At 50.0% G+C, this 18,285-nt stretch carries 9 protein-coding genes; all 9 read right to left on the reverse strand.

The window, feature by feature from the left end; genetic code table 11:
* Positions 1-18 precede the first annotated feature (18 nt).
* The 9 genes from ACYVIY_RS05640 to ACYVIY_RS05680 all read right to left on the reverse strand — a co-directional run bounded on the left by ACYVIY_RS05640 (position 19) and on the right by ACYVIY_RS05680 (position 18,273).
* Positions 19-2,673 carry an ABC transporter permease gene (locus ACYVIY_RS05640; protein WP_460975321.1) on the reverse strand — a complete coding sequence of 885 codons (2,655 nt, stop codon included), beginning with the start codon at positions 2,671-2,673 and terminating at the stop codon, positions 19-21.
* Between the two features lie 25 nt (positions 2,674-2,698).
* Complete coding sequence (locus tag ACYVIY_RS05645) at positions 2,699-5,434, reverse strand: ABC transporter permease (protein WP_460975322.1); 2,736 nt, start codon at positions 5,432-5,434, stop codon at positions 2,699-2,701.
* Positions 5,435-5,446: 12 nt separating this feature from the next.
* Complete coding sequence (locus tag ACYVIY_RS05650) at positions 5,447-5,782, reverse strand: PadR family transcriptional regulator (RefSeq protein WP_460975323.1); 336 nt, start codon at positions 5,780-5,782, stop codon at positions 5,447-5,449.
* A 196-nt stretch (positions 5,783-5,978) separates the two neighbouring features.
* On the reverse strand, positions 5,979-7,742 hold the full coding sequence (locus ACYVIY_RS05655; protein ID WP_460975324.1) for an ABC transporter ATP-binding protein: 1,764 nt from the start codon (positions 7,740-7,742) through the stop codon (positions 5,979-5,981).
* The gene (locus tag ACYVIY_RS05660; protein WP_460975325.1) at positions 7,726-9,480 is read right to left on the reverse strand and encodes an ABC transporter ATP-binding protein; all 1,755 of its coding nucleotides are present in this window, start codon (positions 9,478-9,480) and stop codon (positions 7,726-7,728) included. The genes ACYVIY_RS05655 and ACYVIY_RS05660 overlap by 17 nt, the downstream gene beginning before the upstream one ends.
* A 180-nt stretch (positions 9,481-9,660) precedes the next feature.
* Positions 9,661-12,336 carry an ABC transporter permease gene (locus tag ACYVIY_RS05665; protein ID WP_460975326.1) on the reverse strand — a complete coding sequence of 892 codons (2,676 nt, stop codon included), beginning with the start codon at positions 12,334-12,336 and terminating at the stop codon, positions 9,661-9,663.
* A gap of 3 nt (positions 12,337-12,339) precedes the next feature.
* Positions 12,340-15,006, reverse strand: coding sequence for an ABC transporter permease (locus tag ACYVIY_RS05670; protein WP_460975327.1), 2,667 nt, complete (start codon positions 15,004-15,006; stop codon positions 12,340-12,342).
* A gap of 3 nt (positions 15,007-15,009) precedes the next feature.
* Positions 15,010-15,339 (reverse strand): PadR family transcriptional regulator, encoded by a 330-nt coding sequence (locus ACYVIY_RS05675; protein ID WP_460975328.1) that lies wholly within the window; start codon positions 15,337-15,339, stop codon positions 15,010-15,012.
* Between the two features lie 300 nt (positions 15,340-15,639).
* Positions 15,640-18,273 carry an ABC transporter permease gene (locus ACYVIY_RS05680; protein WP_460975329.1) on the reverse strand — a complete coding sequence of 878 codons (2,634 nt, stop codon included), beginning with the start codon at positions 18,271-18,273 and terminating at the stop codon, positions 15,640-15,642.
* Between the last annotated feature and the right edge of the window lie 12 nt (positions 18,274-18,285).

The following is an 18,285-nucleotide window of genomic DNA, read 5'->3' on the forward strand; positions in this document are numbered from 1 at the left end:
GACTGATGAATTGGGCAGCTATTCCGTCCGTAAGCTTTTTACCGGGTTCATTACGGCTGCCTTAATGCTTTGGTAGCTGACCGTCAGTAACGTAATGAGCAAAGCGCCCATGCCAGAGGCTGCAAAAATCCACCAGGACATTTCCGTTCGATACGTATACTCTTGTAGCCATTTGCCCAGGTAGTAGTAAGCAATAGGCGAAGCCAAGAAGCAGGAAATAATAACCAGCACCACGAAATCTTTCGACAATAAACTCCACAGGTTCAGGACCGAAGCGCCCAGCACTTTCCGAACGCCGATTTCTTTGGTGCGTTGCTCAGCTACGAACGAAGCCAGACCGAATAGCCCCAGACAGGAGATGAGGACGGCCAGCAGGGCAAAACCACCCGCCAACTTGCCGAAACGCTCTTCCGACGCGAATTTTTTTCCAAACTCTTCGTTCGCAAACTTATACTCGAATGGGGCCGACGGGATGTGCTTTTTGAACGTAGCTTCGATAACGGCCATTGACTCGCTGGCGCTTCGGCTAGGATTGATTTTGAGGGCTATCCAGTTGACATTTTCATAATCCAGGAAGTATATGGCCTGCTTCACGGGTTCGTAGGGCGATTCGGCCAGTACGTCTTTGATCACACCGATAATCGTGAAATAGCCAGGCTTATCGGGAGCATCGTCCCTTCCCCATTTAACGACGGTGCCAATCGGATTTTTAATGCCCATGAATTTAACCGCTGATTCATTGATAATTACGGCCAGCGAATCCGTAGTGAATTTTCTTGAAAAATCACGGCCTTCTTTAAACTGCCAGCCTACGGTTTTGCCAAAATCATGCGTTACCCAGACGGTCGAGAAGTCATCATCGAGCGACGGGTCTTTCCCTGGCCAGCTAAAGCCACTACTATTGGACCAAACACCGGTCATCGGACTGGATGATTCGGCCATTTCCTGAATGACCCCCGCATTTTTTAGCTCTGTTTTTAGTACGTCATATTTGCCGTAAAAGGCGGGTGACATCATCTGAATCATGACAAGCCCGTTAGTATCGTAGCCAATCGGACGATTTTTGGTGTGTTGAATTTGTCGGTACACGATACTGGTGCCAATAATCAACGTAATGGAAACCGTAAACTGAACCACGACCAGCACCTTACGCGGCACGGCTGCCCAGCGTCCCACATTGAAGGTGCCTTTTAAGACCTTAATCGGTTGAAAGGACGAAAGATAAAAGGCTGGATAACTGCCTGCCAGCAGCCCGGTGATCAATATAAATACAAAACTGGTTAGCCAGAATGATGCCTCTGTCCAGGGGAACGTAATGTGTTTGTCGGCTACTTCATTAAACCAGGGTAAAAGAACCAGAATGAGCAACGTAGCACCGATAAATGCAAAAACAACGACCAGAAACGACTCGCTGAAAAACTGGTTGATCAGCTGGGCCCGTACTGACCCGACGGCCTTGCGGATACCCACTTCTTTGGCGCGTTTTTCGGAGCGGGCCGTCGAGAGATTCATGAAGTTGATGCAGGCCAGTAGCAAAACAAACACGCCCACAATGGCAAACAACCGAACGTACTGAATGTAGCCGCCTGTTTTGATGCCTTCTTCCCAGTTACCACGCAGGCGCCAGTCGCTCATCGGGTGCAGAAACATCTCCGATTTGAATTTTTTGTCGTCGGCCGGTACGTTGTTTAATTTGGCGTTTTTGATTCGGTTACTCACCGTTTCCATGTCCGTATTGTCGGCGAGCTGAACAAACAGCTGAAACGAGTTATTTCCCCATAGGTTCTGATCACGGGCCTGTTTCACCCAGGGCTGCGTGGCTACGTATAATTCCCAGGGAGCTATGAACTTAAGATCGCGAAACTCGGTAGTAAACGGCAGGTCTTCGTAAACGCCTGTCACCCGAACATCCGCTTTGCCGTCGATATGAATAAGTTTTCCCATCGGATCAGCCCCGCCAAAGAGCGACTCCGCCGTTGAGGCCGACAGCAAAATAGTATTGGTTTCGTTCAAGCCATTACGACTGCCTTTGAGCATGTGCAGCGACAGGATTTCTGGCATTTCGGCACCCATATAATTACCTGAACGCGTAATCTTAGTATCGCCGTAGGAGAGGATGCGGTCGCCCAGCCAGGCCGACATCGCCAGGTGTGTGAAGTTACTGCCGTACTTAGTTCGCAGTTCAGCCTCCAACGGAGCCGGAACATCCTTTTGCGTGCCAATGTGTCCGTTAAACGTTTGATGTTGCATAACCTGAGCAATGCGATCGTAATGCTCATAGTGCGTATTGTACGATAGTTCGTCGTAAATCCACAGACCAATCAACATAGCCACGGCCATACCGACTGCCAAACCGCCAATGTTAATAGCCGAATAGCCTTTATGCCTGGCCAGGTTGCGGAGAGCGATTTTGAGATAGTTACGTAGCATATCGGTATTAGTTGGATTTGGATAGGTAGATGGTTGTCGTTTAATGAACTCCGGGCGCACATAGGCCAGCACCTCCCGCCAGTAGGAGCGACGGGCCCTGCGTTCACCCAGCCGCTTCACTCGTAGGGCATAGCGCTCGTGGATGTCGCCCAGTACCTCTTCGCGCAGGTGGGGAGCTACTAGCCAGTTAAGCAGTTTGTCAGGCCACTTGGGCGGTGGGGGCGTTGGCTGATTTGGGTTCATACGACTGAACGGGTTACGTGAACTACTATTCACTACGTAAGCTCTTCACGGGATTCACCAAAGCCACTTTGATGGCCTGATAGCTAACGGTTACTAAGGCGATAGCAATGGCGGAAACGCTCGCAACGACGAATACCCACCACGCTACATCGATGTGGTATGCGAACTCCTTCAGCCATTGATTGATAGCCCACCAGGCCAGCGGAAAGGCAAGGCCATTGGCAATCAATACCAGCTTCAGGAAATCTTGAGAGAGTAAAGTTGTAATGCTCAGAACGCTGGCTCCCAGGGCTTTCCGGACGCCGATTTCCTTGACACGTTGTTCGGCAGCATAGGTCGCCAGACCGAAAAGCCCGAAGCTAGCGATGAAGATGGTTGCCAGCGCTACCCAAATCAAAAGGGTTTGCCGACGAGCGTCTTCCAGGTAAAAGAGCGCCAGTTGCTGGTCCAGAAAATGATACTCGAACGGATCATCGGGATCGGCTTTCAGCATCACGGCTTTCAGCTTCTCTAACGTTTGTGAAATGTTGTTGGCGTCGATACGTGCCGTGTAATAGTCGATGCCATGCACCGGATTCTGATTATAGGCTAAAACCAGGGGCTCAATCTTGGCGTGCAATGACTGAAAATGAAAATCCTTTACAATGCCAACTACCCGGGCCTTAAATGGCGTATTGTCATCATTGATGGGCTGAAACTCACTACCTCGCGACATAGCCGGAATCTCCACGAGCTGATCAGATGGTTCGGTAATATTCAGTAGATGAGCCGCTGTTTCGTTTAGGAGTACAGCCGTGGAATCGGTCGGATTAATGAAGTTTCTTCCCTTCAGAAGGTCTACTTCAAAGGTGTTGAGAAAGTCTTTGTCCGCGCCAATGAGGTAGGCGACTTTAGGATCATTAGACTTACCCTGAGTACTGATCTTAACCGTTCGAATCGTTTTCCACTCGCCGGGGACCCGGGACGTGACCGATACGTTCTTTACCGACGGAATCTTAGCCATGTTCGCTTTAATCGTCTCGAAACGGTCTCGGGCCGCGCCGGTATTGACATCGATCACAACCATCTGGTCTTTGTTGAAACCTAAGTCGGTCGTGTTCATAAACTGCACCTGCTGATAGAGGACGATGGTGCCGATGATGATTACCGTAGAAATTGTAAATTGAAACACCACTAAGGCTTTGCGCAAACTCAGGCTGCCCTGCGGGTTTGTCTTCATCCCTTTCAGCAGCAGAACGGGCCTGAAACCGGATAACAACAAGGCGGGGTAACTCCCAGACAATAGCCCAATCAACAGGGCTGCGGCTAAGGTCATCAGCCAGATTCGATAGTCGGTTCCACAACCGAGCGTCAGTTGTTTGTTGACAAACTGATTGAGGAAGGGCAGCAGAATATTGACCAGCAGCAGCGCCAGGACCAGCGAGATGCTTGCCATTAACAGCGCTTCTACCAAAAACTGATACACCAGATTGCTTCGGACAGCACCAATCGACTTTCGTACTCCAATTTCCTTCAGGCGATTGGAGGCTCTGGCCGTCGATAAGTTCATGTAATTGATACCGGCAATGCACAGGACAAAGAACGCAACGAACGAGAAGATGCTGATGTACAGCGGGCTTCCCTGAGCCATAGCCGTTACGTTTGAGTTTCGTGCTCCATCGATTATTCCTTCCGAATGGAGGTGGATGTCTTTCAGGGCCTGGAGACTGAACGATAGGCTGGTTCCTGCCTCCAGTTTGGCGTTCGCGAGAACTAGGTCCGTTAGTTTGTGGGGAACCGCTTCCGGAGTAGAATTGGACTTCAGCAGCACATAAACTGAAAATCCGGTGGATGACCAATCGCTGGTCATTGTTTGTTGAAACGATTCATTATTGCGAAATGAGGCCTCAGACACCAGTGAATTGAAATCGAAACTTGAATTACTAGGGTGATTTTTCAATACGCCCGTTACGGTCAATGGGGACTCCATGTGGCTGAACTGGAGCGATTTGCCCAACACTTGCGTTTGACCAAACAGCCGTAGGGCCAGCCCTTCATTGATAACAATTGAATTTGGTTCTTTCAGGGCCGTATTCCTGTCGCCGGACAGCAGCGGAAAATCAAAGATTCGCAGGAAATTCTCATCGGCGTTGGTAATTGTTTCCTGGAAGTTTACAGGGTTTTCAGGGTTGATTAGGTTTGCGCGTCCGGGTCTTGATATCCGCGTTGTATTTTCAATTTCAGCCAGGCTTTTTTTCGATTCGGCGGCCAGTTTATAGCTGGCTGCGGCAATGGTCGTTGCTTCACCGTTCACGGTTTTGTGCTCAATAACCCGGTAGATCCGACTGGCCCGACTATGCTGCTGATCGAAGGTGAGTTCATCGAACACATACAGCCCAATGAGCAAAAAGCAGGTAAGGCCGAACGTAAGCCCCGCCATATTGAGAGCAGTGTATAGCTTGTTCCGGCTGAGCGTTCGAAGGGCGATTTTGACATAATTACGTAGCATATCAGTATAAGTTGGGGTAGGGTAGGTTGATGGTTTACGTCGAATGAATTGCGGGCGCATATAAGCCAGCACCTCGCGCCAGTACGTGTTACGTGCCTTGCGTGCTCCCAGCCGCTGTACCCGCAAGGCGTATCGTTCGTGGATGTCGCCCAACACCTCCTCCCGCAGATGCGGAGCTATAAGCCAGGTAAGCAGCCTGTCGAGCCATTTGGGCGGTCGGAGTGCCGGATCACCGGCGGGTCGGGGTGGGGTTCTAAATTGGTTAGGTTCCATACAACGGCTGGGCTAGCTCCATTTCAGCATAGTCTGCGGAGTGATGCGATCCCAAAACCGGCTACGTACCGAATGAACCTCACTCAGGACGCGCCCGCCCAGCGCCGTAATGGTAAACAGGCGTTTGCGCCGACCACCCCGTTCGGCCGTAGCTTCGCCCAGTTCAGAGCGGAGGTAGCCTTTTGTTTCGAGTCGTTGGAGGGCCGCGTGAACCGCCCCGGTGCTGACGGTCTGTCCCGTTTCCCGTTCGAGCTCTTCGGCGATACCCACCGAATAGGCTTTCGGCGCGAGTACCGTCACGGCCAGCAAAACGACCTCTTCAAACTCACCTAAGTCACTACGTCGCATCAGCTAAAGGAGGGAGTTAATCAGTTACGTTTTATTTCCTCTATTTCTGTATGTCAAATGCCTTGCCAAATACCAAAACAGCCCATTCCTGATTAGAATGGGCTGTTTTGGTAGCACTGTTACGTATGCTTTGTCCAGAAACGGACAGATTTCGTACGCGGACGGACATGGAAATTTGCTGAATGCGATTGGTCGCTTAGCTGGTTCGTTTGTCATGCATGAGCATATCGACGGCATCGGTGAGCGATCCGGCACGGGTGACCTGCCCAGCATTGATGAAAAAAATGTCGTTGGCGGTTTCGATGGTATTGAGCCGATGGGCAATGATGATCCGCGTGGTCGATTCGGGCAGGTTCTGTAAGATTTCGTCGAGTAGTTGCTCCGTAATGGTATCAATATTGGCAGTGGCTTCGTCCAGGATAAGTAAGTCGGGGTTACGTAGCACGGCCCGCATAAACGCGATCAGTTGCCGTTGGCCCAGGCTAATGGTGTCGCCAACCGTCTGTACGTGGGTATCTAAGCCCTGGTCGAACCGCTCGACGAGCTTTTCCAGGTTTGTCTCCTGGATTACGGCAGCCAGTTGTTCGTTGGTGTACGACTGATACGTTTCGTTGCCGTACAAAATGTTTTCCCGAACGGTGCCTGTAAACAGGAAAGGCTCCTGCAAAATGAAGCCAATTTTCCGTGAGCGTTCGGCAGCACTATAACCGCGAATGTCGGTTCCATCGAGCAGTACCGTTCCGCTGGTGGGGTCGTATAAACGAGCAATCAGCGAGGCAGTTGTCGTTTTTCCACCCCCTGTCGGACCGACCAGCGCGTAGGTTTTGCCCCGTTCGAGGTCGAACGTAATGTTGTGCAATACGTCGCTGCCGTTGGGGTAGCTAAACGATACGTTACGAAACGACAGCAGGGATGAGCTAGAAACGGTTAACGGATCGGCAACGGGTTGCAGGTTGGTTTGTAAAGCCAGCAGGTGCGAAATGCGATCCCAACCCGCCAGTGCCACCTGAAAATTGGCCCATAACGTAGACAACTGGCGGAGTGGATTGTAAAAATTGGTGATGTACGCCAGAAAGCTAATCAGCAGACCAATGGAGAACCGGTTCGTGGTGATCAGGTAGATGCCGAACGTAAGCACAACTAATTGGCCGATGTTAGCTGCCAGGCCAATAACGGGCAAAAAGACATTGTTGGCCAGTCCGGCTCCAATCGCTGTCCGGTAGTTCTGCTGATTGACTTCCTCGAAACGTTTCCGAAAATAATCCCGCCGATTAAAGGCAATAATGACCTTGAAGTTGGTCAGGCTCTCCTGAATATCGGCGCTTAGGTCTCCTACGCTTTTCAGGTTTGCGGCATTCGTTCGCTTTACCCAGGCCGAGGTCATTTTTGTGAACAGCCAGATAAGTATGGCCGGTGACAGAGCGGCTGCTCCTAACGGCAGGTTAATGAATAATAGAAACAGACCGGCTCCGGTCATGATGAAAATGCTGCCCACAAACTGCATCAGCGACTGGGAGAAAAACTGATTGAGTTTATCGGTGTCGTTGTTGATTCGTGAAATCAGATCTCCGGCCTTGTTCTGGTTGAAGAACGCGACCGGCAGTTCCAGCAGCTTATTAAACACGGCGTTTCGCAGCTTGAATAAGGTGCGCTGTCCGACGCTCCCCATCAGGCGGGTTTGCAGGTAGTTGGTCATGAACGCAACCGTGTAAATGACGAAGAGCATACCCGCGTTCGTCAGAATGCCGTCGAACTGTTTGGTCCGGACGTACCGGTCGACGGTCTGACCGATAATAATGGGTCCTACCAGCGTCAGGCCCGAGTTGATCAGAATGGCGATACCCGCCAGAATCAGTCGTTGCCGCTCATCGACAATAAGCGCCAGTAGCTTTCGGAGCGCTTTGGCCGTAGCATTTTTTTCTTCTGTCTGGCCCACAAACTGATTAAGATCGTAGTTCATACTGGCTCGTGCTCCGTTGTGATTGGGAAATCTGAATGTACTCTGGGCTGGTTTTCATCAGTTCGGGATGAGTCCCCTGGGCAATTACCTCGCCTTCCATAAGTAGGATGATCTGCTCATAATCCTCGACAGCGGCAATCTTCTGGGTCACTGAGATGAGCGTTAGTCCGGGATAATTCTGTTGCACATTCGCCAGTATCTTCTGCTCAGTATTGGGGTCGACCCGCGCCGTAAAATCGTCCAGTAAGAGTACGCTGGGGTTTAGTGCCAGTGCCCGGGCCAGCATGATCCGCTGCTTTTGCCCTCCTGACAGGCTGCTCCCGCGTTCAGAAATAATCGTTTGTAGTTTGCCGGGCATCGACTGGACCAGGCCGCTTAATTCGGCGGTGTCGATGGCTCGTTTCAGCGATTCGTCCGTTACGTTCCCATTGAAAGCAATGTTTTCGCGGAGCGTCAGATTGAAGATAATACTGTCCTGAAAGACAAATCCAACCTGCTGATGAAATACGTCCTCGTCGTAGCTTTCGATGGATTGCCCGTCAAAATAAACACTACCTGATGTCGGTTTGGTTAGTCCGGTCAGCAGAAACAAAAGCTGACTTTTTCCGGCGGCCGTTGGGCCAACGATAGCCGTTCGTGTACCTGCTTTTACCGTAAACGAAACGTCTTTTAGCGCGGGCTTCTCGCCGTAGTAAACCGATACGTTCCGAAGCTCCACCTCGCCTTGCAGTCGGGTTGTTACGGTGCCGGTTTTAGCGGGGGCAGGCGCCTGTAACACCGCACTTACCCGCGTGTACGAAGCCGAAGCCTGTGCGATTACGTTGCTCATAAAGCCGATTACAATAATCGGGAAAATCAACATTGCCAGATAGCTGTTGAAGGCCGAGAAATCACCCAGCGACATACTGCCGGTTATCACAAAACGACCACCCAATACCAGAATCGCCAGAACTGCCATATTAGCCGTAAAACTGATAACCGGAATCAGGGTAGCAAACAACCGTAATATGGCAAGGCCCAGGTCTTTGGCGTCGGTGTTGGCGGCCATAAACTTGTTGTATTCCAGCTGCTGCGAGTTAAGCACCCGAATCAGAGCCGACCCAAGGATGCTTTCGTTGATGACTTTGTTGAGCCAGTCGATTACCTCGCGGCTTTTGATGAACAATACCCGAACTCGTTTCAATACGTAGAAAAACGTACCCCCAATAATCGGGACGATAGCCAGAACGGTCAGCGCGAGTTTCCAGTTGATGCTGATCAGCAGAATACTGGCTCCAATAATAATGCACAACGAGGATGCGATGGAGACAATCGCCTGGGAAACAAAAAGCTTGACCGAGTCAACATCTGAGGTGAGGTTGGTGAGCAGCTTCGACGGGTTGGCCTGCTGGATATACGAAAAGCTCTGGCGGGAAATGGTATCTGCCAATTGGGTACGCAGGTTTTTTGCCACCCGCTCGGAAACAAAGGTTTGAACGATGCTTTGCCCGTACGTAAAAACGAAAATCAGCAGCGACGCGACCAGAAACTCAACGACCATTGTTCGAAGGGCAAAATGACCCGCTGTATACGCGTCAATGCCCTGTGAAATAACCATTGGCAGTACCAGGTTGACTCCGTTACTAACCAGTGCCAAAAGTATTAATACACCAACCTGCCGGGAATAAGGCTTGAGTAAGTTCAGCAACGAGGGTGAAGAGGTTCGGGATGCTTGTGTTTTGGGAACTGCGTTGGCCATACGTAATCCCTAAAGCGGGCAGCTGTGTTCAGATAAAGGCGTTTCCAAAGATAGATAACGACAAATGGCTATCTACGTTAAAATCGTATTAATGGCTATACTAACCTCAAATTTAGAGCATATACAACTCGAAAAGCACTGTGTTCTGCGCAGTGCTTTTCGAGTTGTATATGCTCCGTTCTACTCGGCTTTTAAGCTTTTGACAGGGTTCATCAACGCGGCTTTAATACTTTGGAAGCTGACCGTCAGTAACGCAATGCCGATGGCCAGCACACCCGCTACGATAAATACCCACCATTCAATACCTACTTTGTATTCATAACCCTGCATCCACTGCGACATCGCATACCAGGCAAGAGGAGAGGCAATGATAATTGCTAGTAGCACCAGCTTGAGGAAGTCGCGGGATAGTAGGGTGACAATACTAGGCACAGATGCACCCAGCACTTTCCGAACGCCGATTTCTTTGGTGCGCTGTTCGGCCGTAAATGTCGCAAGGCCGAAAAGACCTAAGCACGAAATGAAAATGGCTAAGAATGCAAAGTAGTTGGCCAGTGTACCGACAACCGTTTCGCTGTGGTACAGCTTCTGAAACTCATCGTCGGAGAATTTGTACGAGAATGGAAATTTCGGGTTCAGCTCGCGGCATACCGTTTCCAGACTCGCCAGCGCTTGCTTGGTTTGTCCGGGCTGAGTCCGCACAATGATGTTTTGATTCGTTAGATCCGGGCTTAATTTGATAATCATTGGTTCAATAGCAATGTGCAGCGAGTGCTGATGAAAATCATCAAGAACGCCGATGATGGTGCCTGGCTTACCCCAGAGCGTAAGCGGTTTACCGATCGGGTCTTCATAACCAATTCGGCGGGCGGCTGTTTGGTTGATCAGATAACTTACCGAATCCATACCATAAGCTGGCGAGAAATCACGGCCTTTCAGGCTAATCTTCAGCGTTTTTGTGAAATCATAATCGACGGTAGAGAACTGAAATTCGATATTCAAGTTCGGGTCTTTACCCGGCCATTTTACATTCCCAGTGCTGCCAAACGCGTTGGTAGGTGTACCATTCATGTACGTTACACTCTGAATACCGGGTCTTTCCAGCAGCTCCTGTTTGAAGGTCGTGTATTTGCTGGCCAACTCACCTTCGGCCGGTACATAAATCAGATTCGCGCGGTCGAAACCGAGGTTTTTGGTCTGGATGTAGCTGATCTGCCTATAAACAACGATGGTGCCGACAATGAGCACGAGCGACAACACAAACTGAAACACGACCAAACTCTGGCGAAACAGTCGCGCGCCAGCGCCAAACTGAATCGTACCCTTTAAAACACGTATTGGATTTAGCGAGGATAGAAACAGCGCTGGATAACTGCCCGCAATCAGTCCGGTAAGGAGGGTCATGCCAACCAGCGTAACCCAGAACGAAGCATCTGAAATCCGGAACGTAATGTGCTTCTCGGTAAGGCTATTAAATACCGGCAGCAACAACCAGACCAGTACCAGCGAGATCACCAGCGCGAGCAATGTTAATAGCAACGCTTCGCCGATAAACTGACCAACCAGCAGGCTCCTGGCTGCTCCAATAACCTTCCGAACACCCACTTCGCGGGCGCGCTTCACCGAACGGGCCGTCGCCAGGTTCATAAAGTTGATGCAGGCAATTAACAGAATAACTACGGCTACGATGCCGAACAGCCGAACGTATTCAATGCGGCCGCCATCCTGGTAGCCGTTTTTAAAGTTCGAATACAGGTAAGCCTCCTGAAACGGCTGAAGAAAGAGCTGGATGTCGAACGTACCGGTTTTGAGCCCAGGATTATATTTTTTCAGGAACGACAGCATTTTAGCTTCCAACCGGGCGGGGTCGGCGGGTTGACCCATGCGGTCGGTTTGCAGCATAATACGCGTGCTGGAAGCGTTAGTCCCCCAGTCTTTCAGCCACTCGTTCCGGTTAAGTAAATCCTGCCAGCTAAGCAGGTAATCATACCGTTCTGAGCTATTCTGGGGGATGTCACTAAAGACCGCCGTAATCAGGTAGTCGCTTTTATTATCGAGCCGGATGCTTTTTCCGATGGCGGCCTGGGCACTGCCAAAATAGTTTTGCGCCAGTTTGTTGGATATAGCGATGTTTGTCGGTGCACTCAGTGCGGTTTCGGCAGCTCCGGCCAATAGTGGAATGCTGTACATGTTGAACCAGTCAGCTCCTACCGATCGGCCTTTTTCTTTATTGATGCGGTCGCCAACCGTAAACGTATGCTGATCTTCCCAGGAAAGTCCGGCCGCATATTTGATTTCGGGAAAGGCTTTTTTTAGCTCGTCAGCTAGCAAACCGGGTGTACTGGGGCCGGCCTCAACTTTCCCGTCGTAATATTGGCGCTCCATGACATTGTACAACTGCGGACCGTGTGCGTGGTAGGCATCTACTCTGAACTCGTCCTGTATCCACAGGAAAATGAGCAGGCTACAGGCCATGCCTAAGGCTAACCCTAAGATGTTGATGGCCGAAAAGGTCTTGTTATGAATGACATTACGCCAGGCGATTTTCAGATAATTGCGAATCATGGTAGGATTGAAAAATAGGATGGTACGGTATTCCTGCTGAGAGTAGGGGTTAAATTGAGTAACCGGTGAGAGTTGCTTGTGATGAATGGCTCGTCGTTTCAGAAAATAGGGCCGACAGAACTTGAGCACTTCCAGTACGTAGAGCTGCCGGGCTTTAGCCGCACCAACTTCGGCGACTTGTTGTTCGAATTGCTCGTGCAGATCGCCTAATAGTTCTTCCAGCAAGTCTGATGGAATGAACCGTGCCAGTAAACGATTGGCCCAGTCGGGTGGTTGAGCATAGGGTTTCATAACTTACTCAGAACGAAGAGATTTGACAGGGTTTAGTAGGGCCGCTTTAATGGCCTGATAGCTTACCGTTAGCAAGGTGATAAGCAACGCTCCTGCGCCTGTTACGGCAAAAATCCACCACGACAAGTCCGTCCGGTATTGATAGTTGTGGAGCCAATTATTTAGAAAATAATAGGCGATCGGTGTAGCGATGCTGAAGGCGATCATGACCAGGAGCACAAAATCCTTTGACAGCATAGTCCATACATTGGCAACCGTTGCTCCCATTACTTTACGAATGCCAATTTCTTTGGTCCGCTGCTCAGCGACGAACGAAGCCAGAGCGAACAAACCTAAGCAGGAGATAAAGATGGCAAGCACCGCAAAGACTGAAGCCAGCGTACCGATCCGTTCTTCGGCCGCGAACTTCCTGGTGTATTCCGCGTCGGCAAACTTGTAATCAAAGGGGGCAGTAGGATTGTACTTTTGAAAAATGGCCCCAATGGTGCTCACGGCTTCGCTGGCGCTGATGTTAGGATTTATTCGGATGTTGACGAAGTTGTTCGGGAACTTGGCCAGGTAAAAAAGGGTCTGGCGGGCGGGGTCATACGGCGATTCCATGACCATGTCTTTAATGACACCAATAATTTTATACCGTAAATCGCCTTCTCGGATGATTTTCCCTACGGGATTTTTGATTCCCATGAATTTTACGGCCGCTTCGTTGATGACCATCCCCGACGAATCCGTGCCAAATGTCCGCGAGAAATCACGCCCATCCTTAAACTGCCAGCCGACCGTTTTCCCAAATTCATACGATACGCCGATAACGGCGAAGTCAGGCTGCTGATCAGGGTCTTTCCCTTCCCAGTCAAAACCACCGTTCGTGTGCCACACGCTGGTTAGTGGGCTTTCAGACTCTGCTGTTTCCGTGGCTGCGCCGGAAGCAATCAGTTCTCGGCGAAACGCATCGAAGTGATTGTGAATATCCGATGTAGTCGTTTGTACAAACAGCAAACCGTTTCGATCGTAGCCAATGGGACGGTTTTGGGTGAATTGAATCTGACGAAACACAACGATGGTGCCGATGATTAAGGTGACCGAAACTGTAAACTGCACCACGACCAGTACCTGACGCGGTAAAGACGCAAAACGTCCGGCTCTAAAGGTGCCTTTTAAAACTTTTATGGGCTCAAAGCCGGAGAGATACAACGCTGGGTAACTACCAGCCAGCAAGCCAGTAAGTAACGTAAAACCAAGGCCTACTATCCAGAATCGAGGTACCAGCCAGGGAATAACCATCTGCTTGGCGGCAACCTCATTAAAGAGCGGTAGCGCTAGTTCAACCAGCAGTAAGGAGATGCCGAAAGCAATCAGAACGATCAGCAATGATTCGCTCAGAAACTGACTGATAAGTTGCAGGCGAATCGACCCAATGGCTTTGCGGATGCCCACTTCTTTAGCTCGTTTTTCACTACGGGCTGTGCTGAGGTTCATGAAATTGATGCAGGCCAGCAGTAGGACAAAAACGCCAATGATGCCAAACAGCCAGACAAATTGAACTTGCCCACCAATGTTTACTCCGTCTTTAAATTCCGAATACAAATGCCAATTAGACATTGGCTGGAGGAAAATCTCAGGTTTGAACTGGGCCAGGTTAGGGCTTACATTAGCCAGTTTAGCGTCTTTAATTTTGGTCGACACCTGCTCCATATCGGTATGGTCGGCAAGCTGGACGAAAATCTGAAACGAATTGTTGTCCCACTTCTCCCGTGATTTCTTCACCCAGTCGCGTATAGCCTCATTAACTTGCCAGGGAACCAGGTAATCGAGATTACTGAATTGGCTGTTGCTGGGTAGGTTCTGATAAACCCCTGTGACCTTTACTGCTATGTCGTTATCAATCTTCAGCACTTGGCCTATAGGATCACCGTGGCCAAAAAAAGTATTGGCTATTGATTCAGAGAGCATGATCGAATTAGGTTCTTGTAAGCCCGCTCGAGTGCCTTTAAGCATCTTTAGCGAAAGCATCTCTGTGGCTTCAGGCTCAATGAAGTTGCCCGCCTTCCAGAACTTCTTGGTACCAAATGACAGAATGTGGCCCTCCGTCCAGGAAGAAAGCACGATGTGCTTAAAATCACTGCCGTACTTCGTTCGCAACACATCGGCTAGCGGTACAGGAACTGCAGTGGCCGTTGATGTGCTTCCATTGATGGTCTGATTTTGCATGACCTGGGCAATGCGGTCATAATGCTCGAAAGATTTATTGAACGATAGCTCATCGTAAATCCAAAGACCTATGAGCATTGCTACGGCCATACCCACCGACAGCCCGGCAATATTGATCATCGAATAAACCTTGTTTTTAGACAGGCTTCGCAAAGCGATCTTTAAATAATTGCGGATCATATCAGGGCTTAGTAACAGAGGTTGAGGGTATTCGCTTACACTGTGCTTATGGTACGCGGCCCGCCGTTTGAGGAAGTAAGGCCGACAGAACTTGACCACTTCCAGTACGTAGAGCTGCCGGGCTTTAGCCGCACCAATTTCGGCGACTTGTTGCTCAAATTGCTCGTGCAGATCGCCTAGCAGTTCTTCCAGCAGATCGGCGGGCAGCACGCGCTTCAGTAGCCGGTCAGCCCAAGGGGGCGGCCGGCGATCCGGTGGGGTAGATGTGGGATGCTTTGCCATGACTCACGACCAGGAAGGGTTGTTAGGAATAGCGTTCCACAACTCGTTACGTACCTCCCGCATCTCGCCCAGCGTTCGCTTACCAGCCGCCGTGATGGTGAAGAAGCGTTTGCGCCGACCACCCCGGGCGGCCGTAGCCCCACCCAATTCGGAGTGAACAAAGCCTTTCTCTTCTAATCGATAGAGGGCAATGTGCACCCCGCTCAGACTAATGGTTCGTTCGGTACGTTGCTTGAGTTCGGCGGCAATGGTTACGCCGTATGCCTGCCCTTCCAGAACGGCAACGGTCAGCAGAACCAGTTCTTCAAACTCACCTAAGTAAGGTCTGCCCATGAGGTCAATGTCAGCTTTAAGTATTTACTTATTATTTGCTAAACAAATGCCTTGCCAGAGTAAGCAATGGGCTTTCATACGCATTTGAGGCCGTTTTATAGTTTATAGCGTAGTCGTGTGCTGTCCGTTAATGGACAAAGAGTCGTACGACTGCGGACAGGAAAGATGAGCAAACGTAATGCGCGAGTTCAGGAAGGTCGGAGAAGAACAAACAACGTTCGACAACAAAACCCGTAAACGCCCACAAAGCACCGCATATATCACGGTGCTTTGTGGGCGTTTACGGGTCAGCTTTTTAGATTATTCGTTTCGCAGACTTTTCACCGGGTTCATCAGTGCAGCCCGAATGCTTTGAAAACTGACGGTCAGCAACGTAATGAGCAATGCGCCCGCGCCCGTTGCGGCAAAAGTCCACCACGAGATTGTCGCGCGGTACTGGTACTGCTGCAGCCAGTCGTTCATGAAGTACCAGGCAATGGGTGAGGCAATCAGTAAGGATATGAGTACGAGCCCGACAAAGTCTTTGGAAAGCAATTGCCACAGACTGAACACCGACGCGCCCAGCACTTTGCGCACCCCAAGCTCTTTAGTACGTTGCTCCGCCATAAACGAAGCGAGTCCGAACAAACCCAGGCAAGAGATAAAAATGGCTAGTACGGCGAAGACCGTAGACAACTGGCCGATACGTTCTTCAGCGCGGAACTTCTGGTCGTACTCATCGCTGCTAAACTTATACTCAAATGGACTGCCAGGATTATATTTTTTTAAAATAGGCTCAATCCGGGCCAGAGCCTCACGGGTATTTATCTGTGGATTGAGCTTAATATGGATGAAATAAGCCCAGTCTTCTTTTAATAAAAAAATAGTTGGTTGAATTGGTTTGAAAGGTGACCCCATTACCACGTCCTTGATCACGCCAATGATTGTGTAGTTCTTGCCGTTCCACTTGATGTATTCGCCAATGGGGTCTGTCATGCCGATAAACTTAGCCGCACTTTCGTTGATGATAATGCCCAGCGAATCGGTTGAAAAGCTGCGGGAAAAATCACGACCTCGTTTAAATTGCCACCCGACCGTTTTGCCATACTCCTGGGTGATGCCAACTGTGCCAAAATCGCCTAGTTGATTTGGGTCTTTGCCTTTCCAGTCGAAGCTGGCGTCACTACTCCACACTTCTGTAGCTGGACTGGATGATTCGGCCATGTTGACTACGGCACCAGTTTGGAGCAAATCGGTGCGAATTGCGTCGTAATGTTTATACAGATCGGGGGTGTTCATCAGGACAGATAATAACCCTGTCCTGTCGAAACCTACGGGTCGATTTTTCGCGTGTTGAATCTGCTGAAAAACGATGATGGTACCAATAATAAGTGTTACGGATACGGTAAATTGGGTAACCACTAACGCCTTACGTGGCACGGATGCAAAGCGTCCGACCCGGAAGGTACCTTTAAGTGCCCTCATGGGCTGGAAGCCAGATAAGTACAACGCCGGATAGCTACCGGCCAGCAAGCCTGTAAAGAGAGTGAAGCTTAAGCAAAAGATCCAAAACAGCGGATTGCTCCATAGGATAATCGTTTTCTTGTCGGCAAGCTCGTTGAATAACGGTAGTAAAAGCTGTACCAGGAATAGCGCTACACCCAGAGCGATTACAACAACCAATAATGATTCGCTCAAAAACTGGCTGATTAACTGGCTACGTACTGATCCAACCGCTTTTCGAATGCCAACCTCTTTAGCACGCTTCTCAGAGCGGGCGGTGCTAAGGTTCATAAAATTAATGCAGGCTAACAGCAACACAAACATGCCAATGATGCTGAACAGCCACACGAACTGAATTCGCCCCCGAATTAGTACACCGTTTTCCCATTCGGAGTAGAGATGCCACTGACTCATCGGGTGTAAAAACGCCTTAGGGTCAAACCGGGCCTCCTCTTTAGCGTGTGTGACTTTGATCCGTTCGATCTTGGCCGAAACCTGATCGAAGCTAGTGTGGGGAGCAATCTGGACTAGTAGAAGAAAGGAATTGTTCCCCCAATTTGTCTCCGACCGTTTTACCCAAGCTTCGTCCTCAACGAACAATTTCCAGGGAAGGAGAAAGGATACTTCCCGAAACTCAGTGCTGTAAGGCAAATCCTCATAGACGCCAGTTACCTTAAGATAGCGCTTGTTGCCGACCTTAACGAGTTTGTTGAGGGGATCAGCATCACCAAACAGTGCTTTCGCTACTGATTCAGAAAGTAGAATAGACGTGGGGTTATCAAGTCCATTCCGGGTGCCGCTGAGCATCTTCAGCGAAAACATGTCTAGAAAGCTAGGCTCTACATAGTTACCCCGCTTTGTAAATTTGTTCATACCATAAGCCAGAATTCTTTCTTCGGTCCAGGACGATAAGGCGATATGACTGAAATAGCTACCGTACTCGTTCTGCAAAACCGCCCGCATGGGTAGAGGTGTTGCCGGAGTTGTACTGGTCGATCCGTTCCAGGTTTGATGCTGCATTACCCGTGCAATGCGGTCGTAGTTGGCGTGGTACTTGTTGTAAGACAGCTCATCCCAAACCCACAAGCCAATCAGCATCGCTACAGCCATCCCCACGCCCAAGCCTGTGATGTTAATAACCGAATAGCCTTTGTTGCGGGACAGGTTTCGGAAGGCAATCATTAAATAGTTTCGGATCATGTCCATGTTGGTAGGGTTAGGATATTCACTTTTTCTGCGTTTGATCACATAAGGCTTCACAAATCCCAGCACATCCCACCAGTAGCGCCACTTGGCGCGTCGTGCACCCACCCGCCCAAGCTGGTAAGCAAACTCTTCATGCAAATCACCTTGCAGGGTTTCCAGCAGATGCGGAGCCACGAACCATTCTAATAGACGGTCGGCGAGGGACGGAGGGGTTAGGCGGTCAGGCGATCCGGCGTTGGTTTTCATGGTGTTGGGCGT

It is taken from the genome of Spirosoma knui (assembly GCF_054780635.1).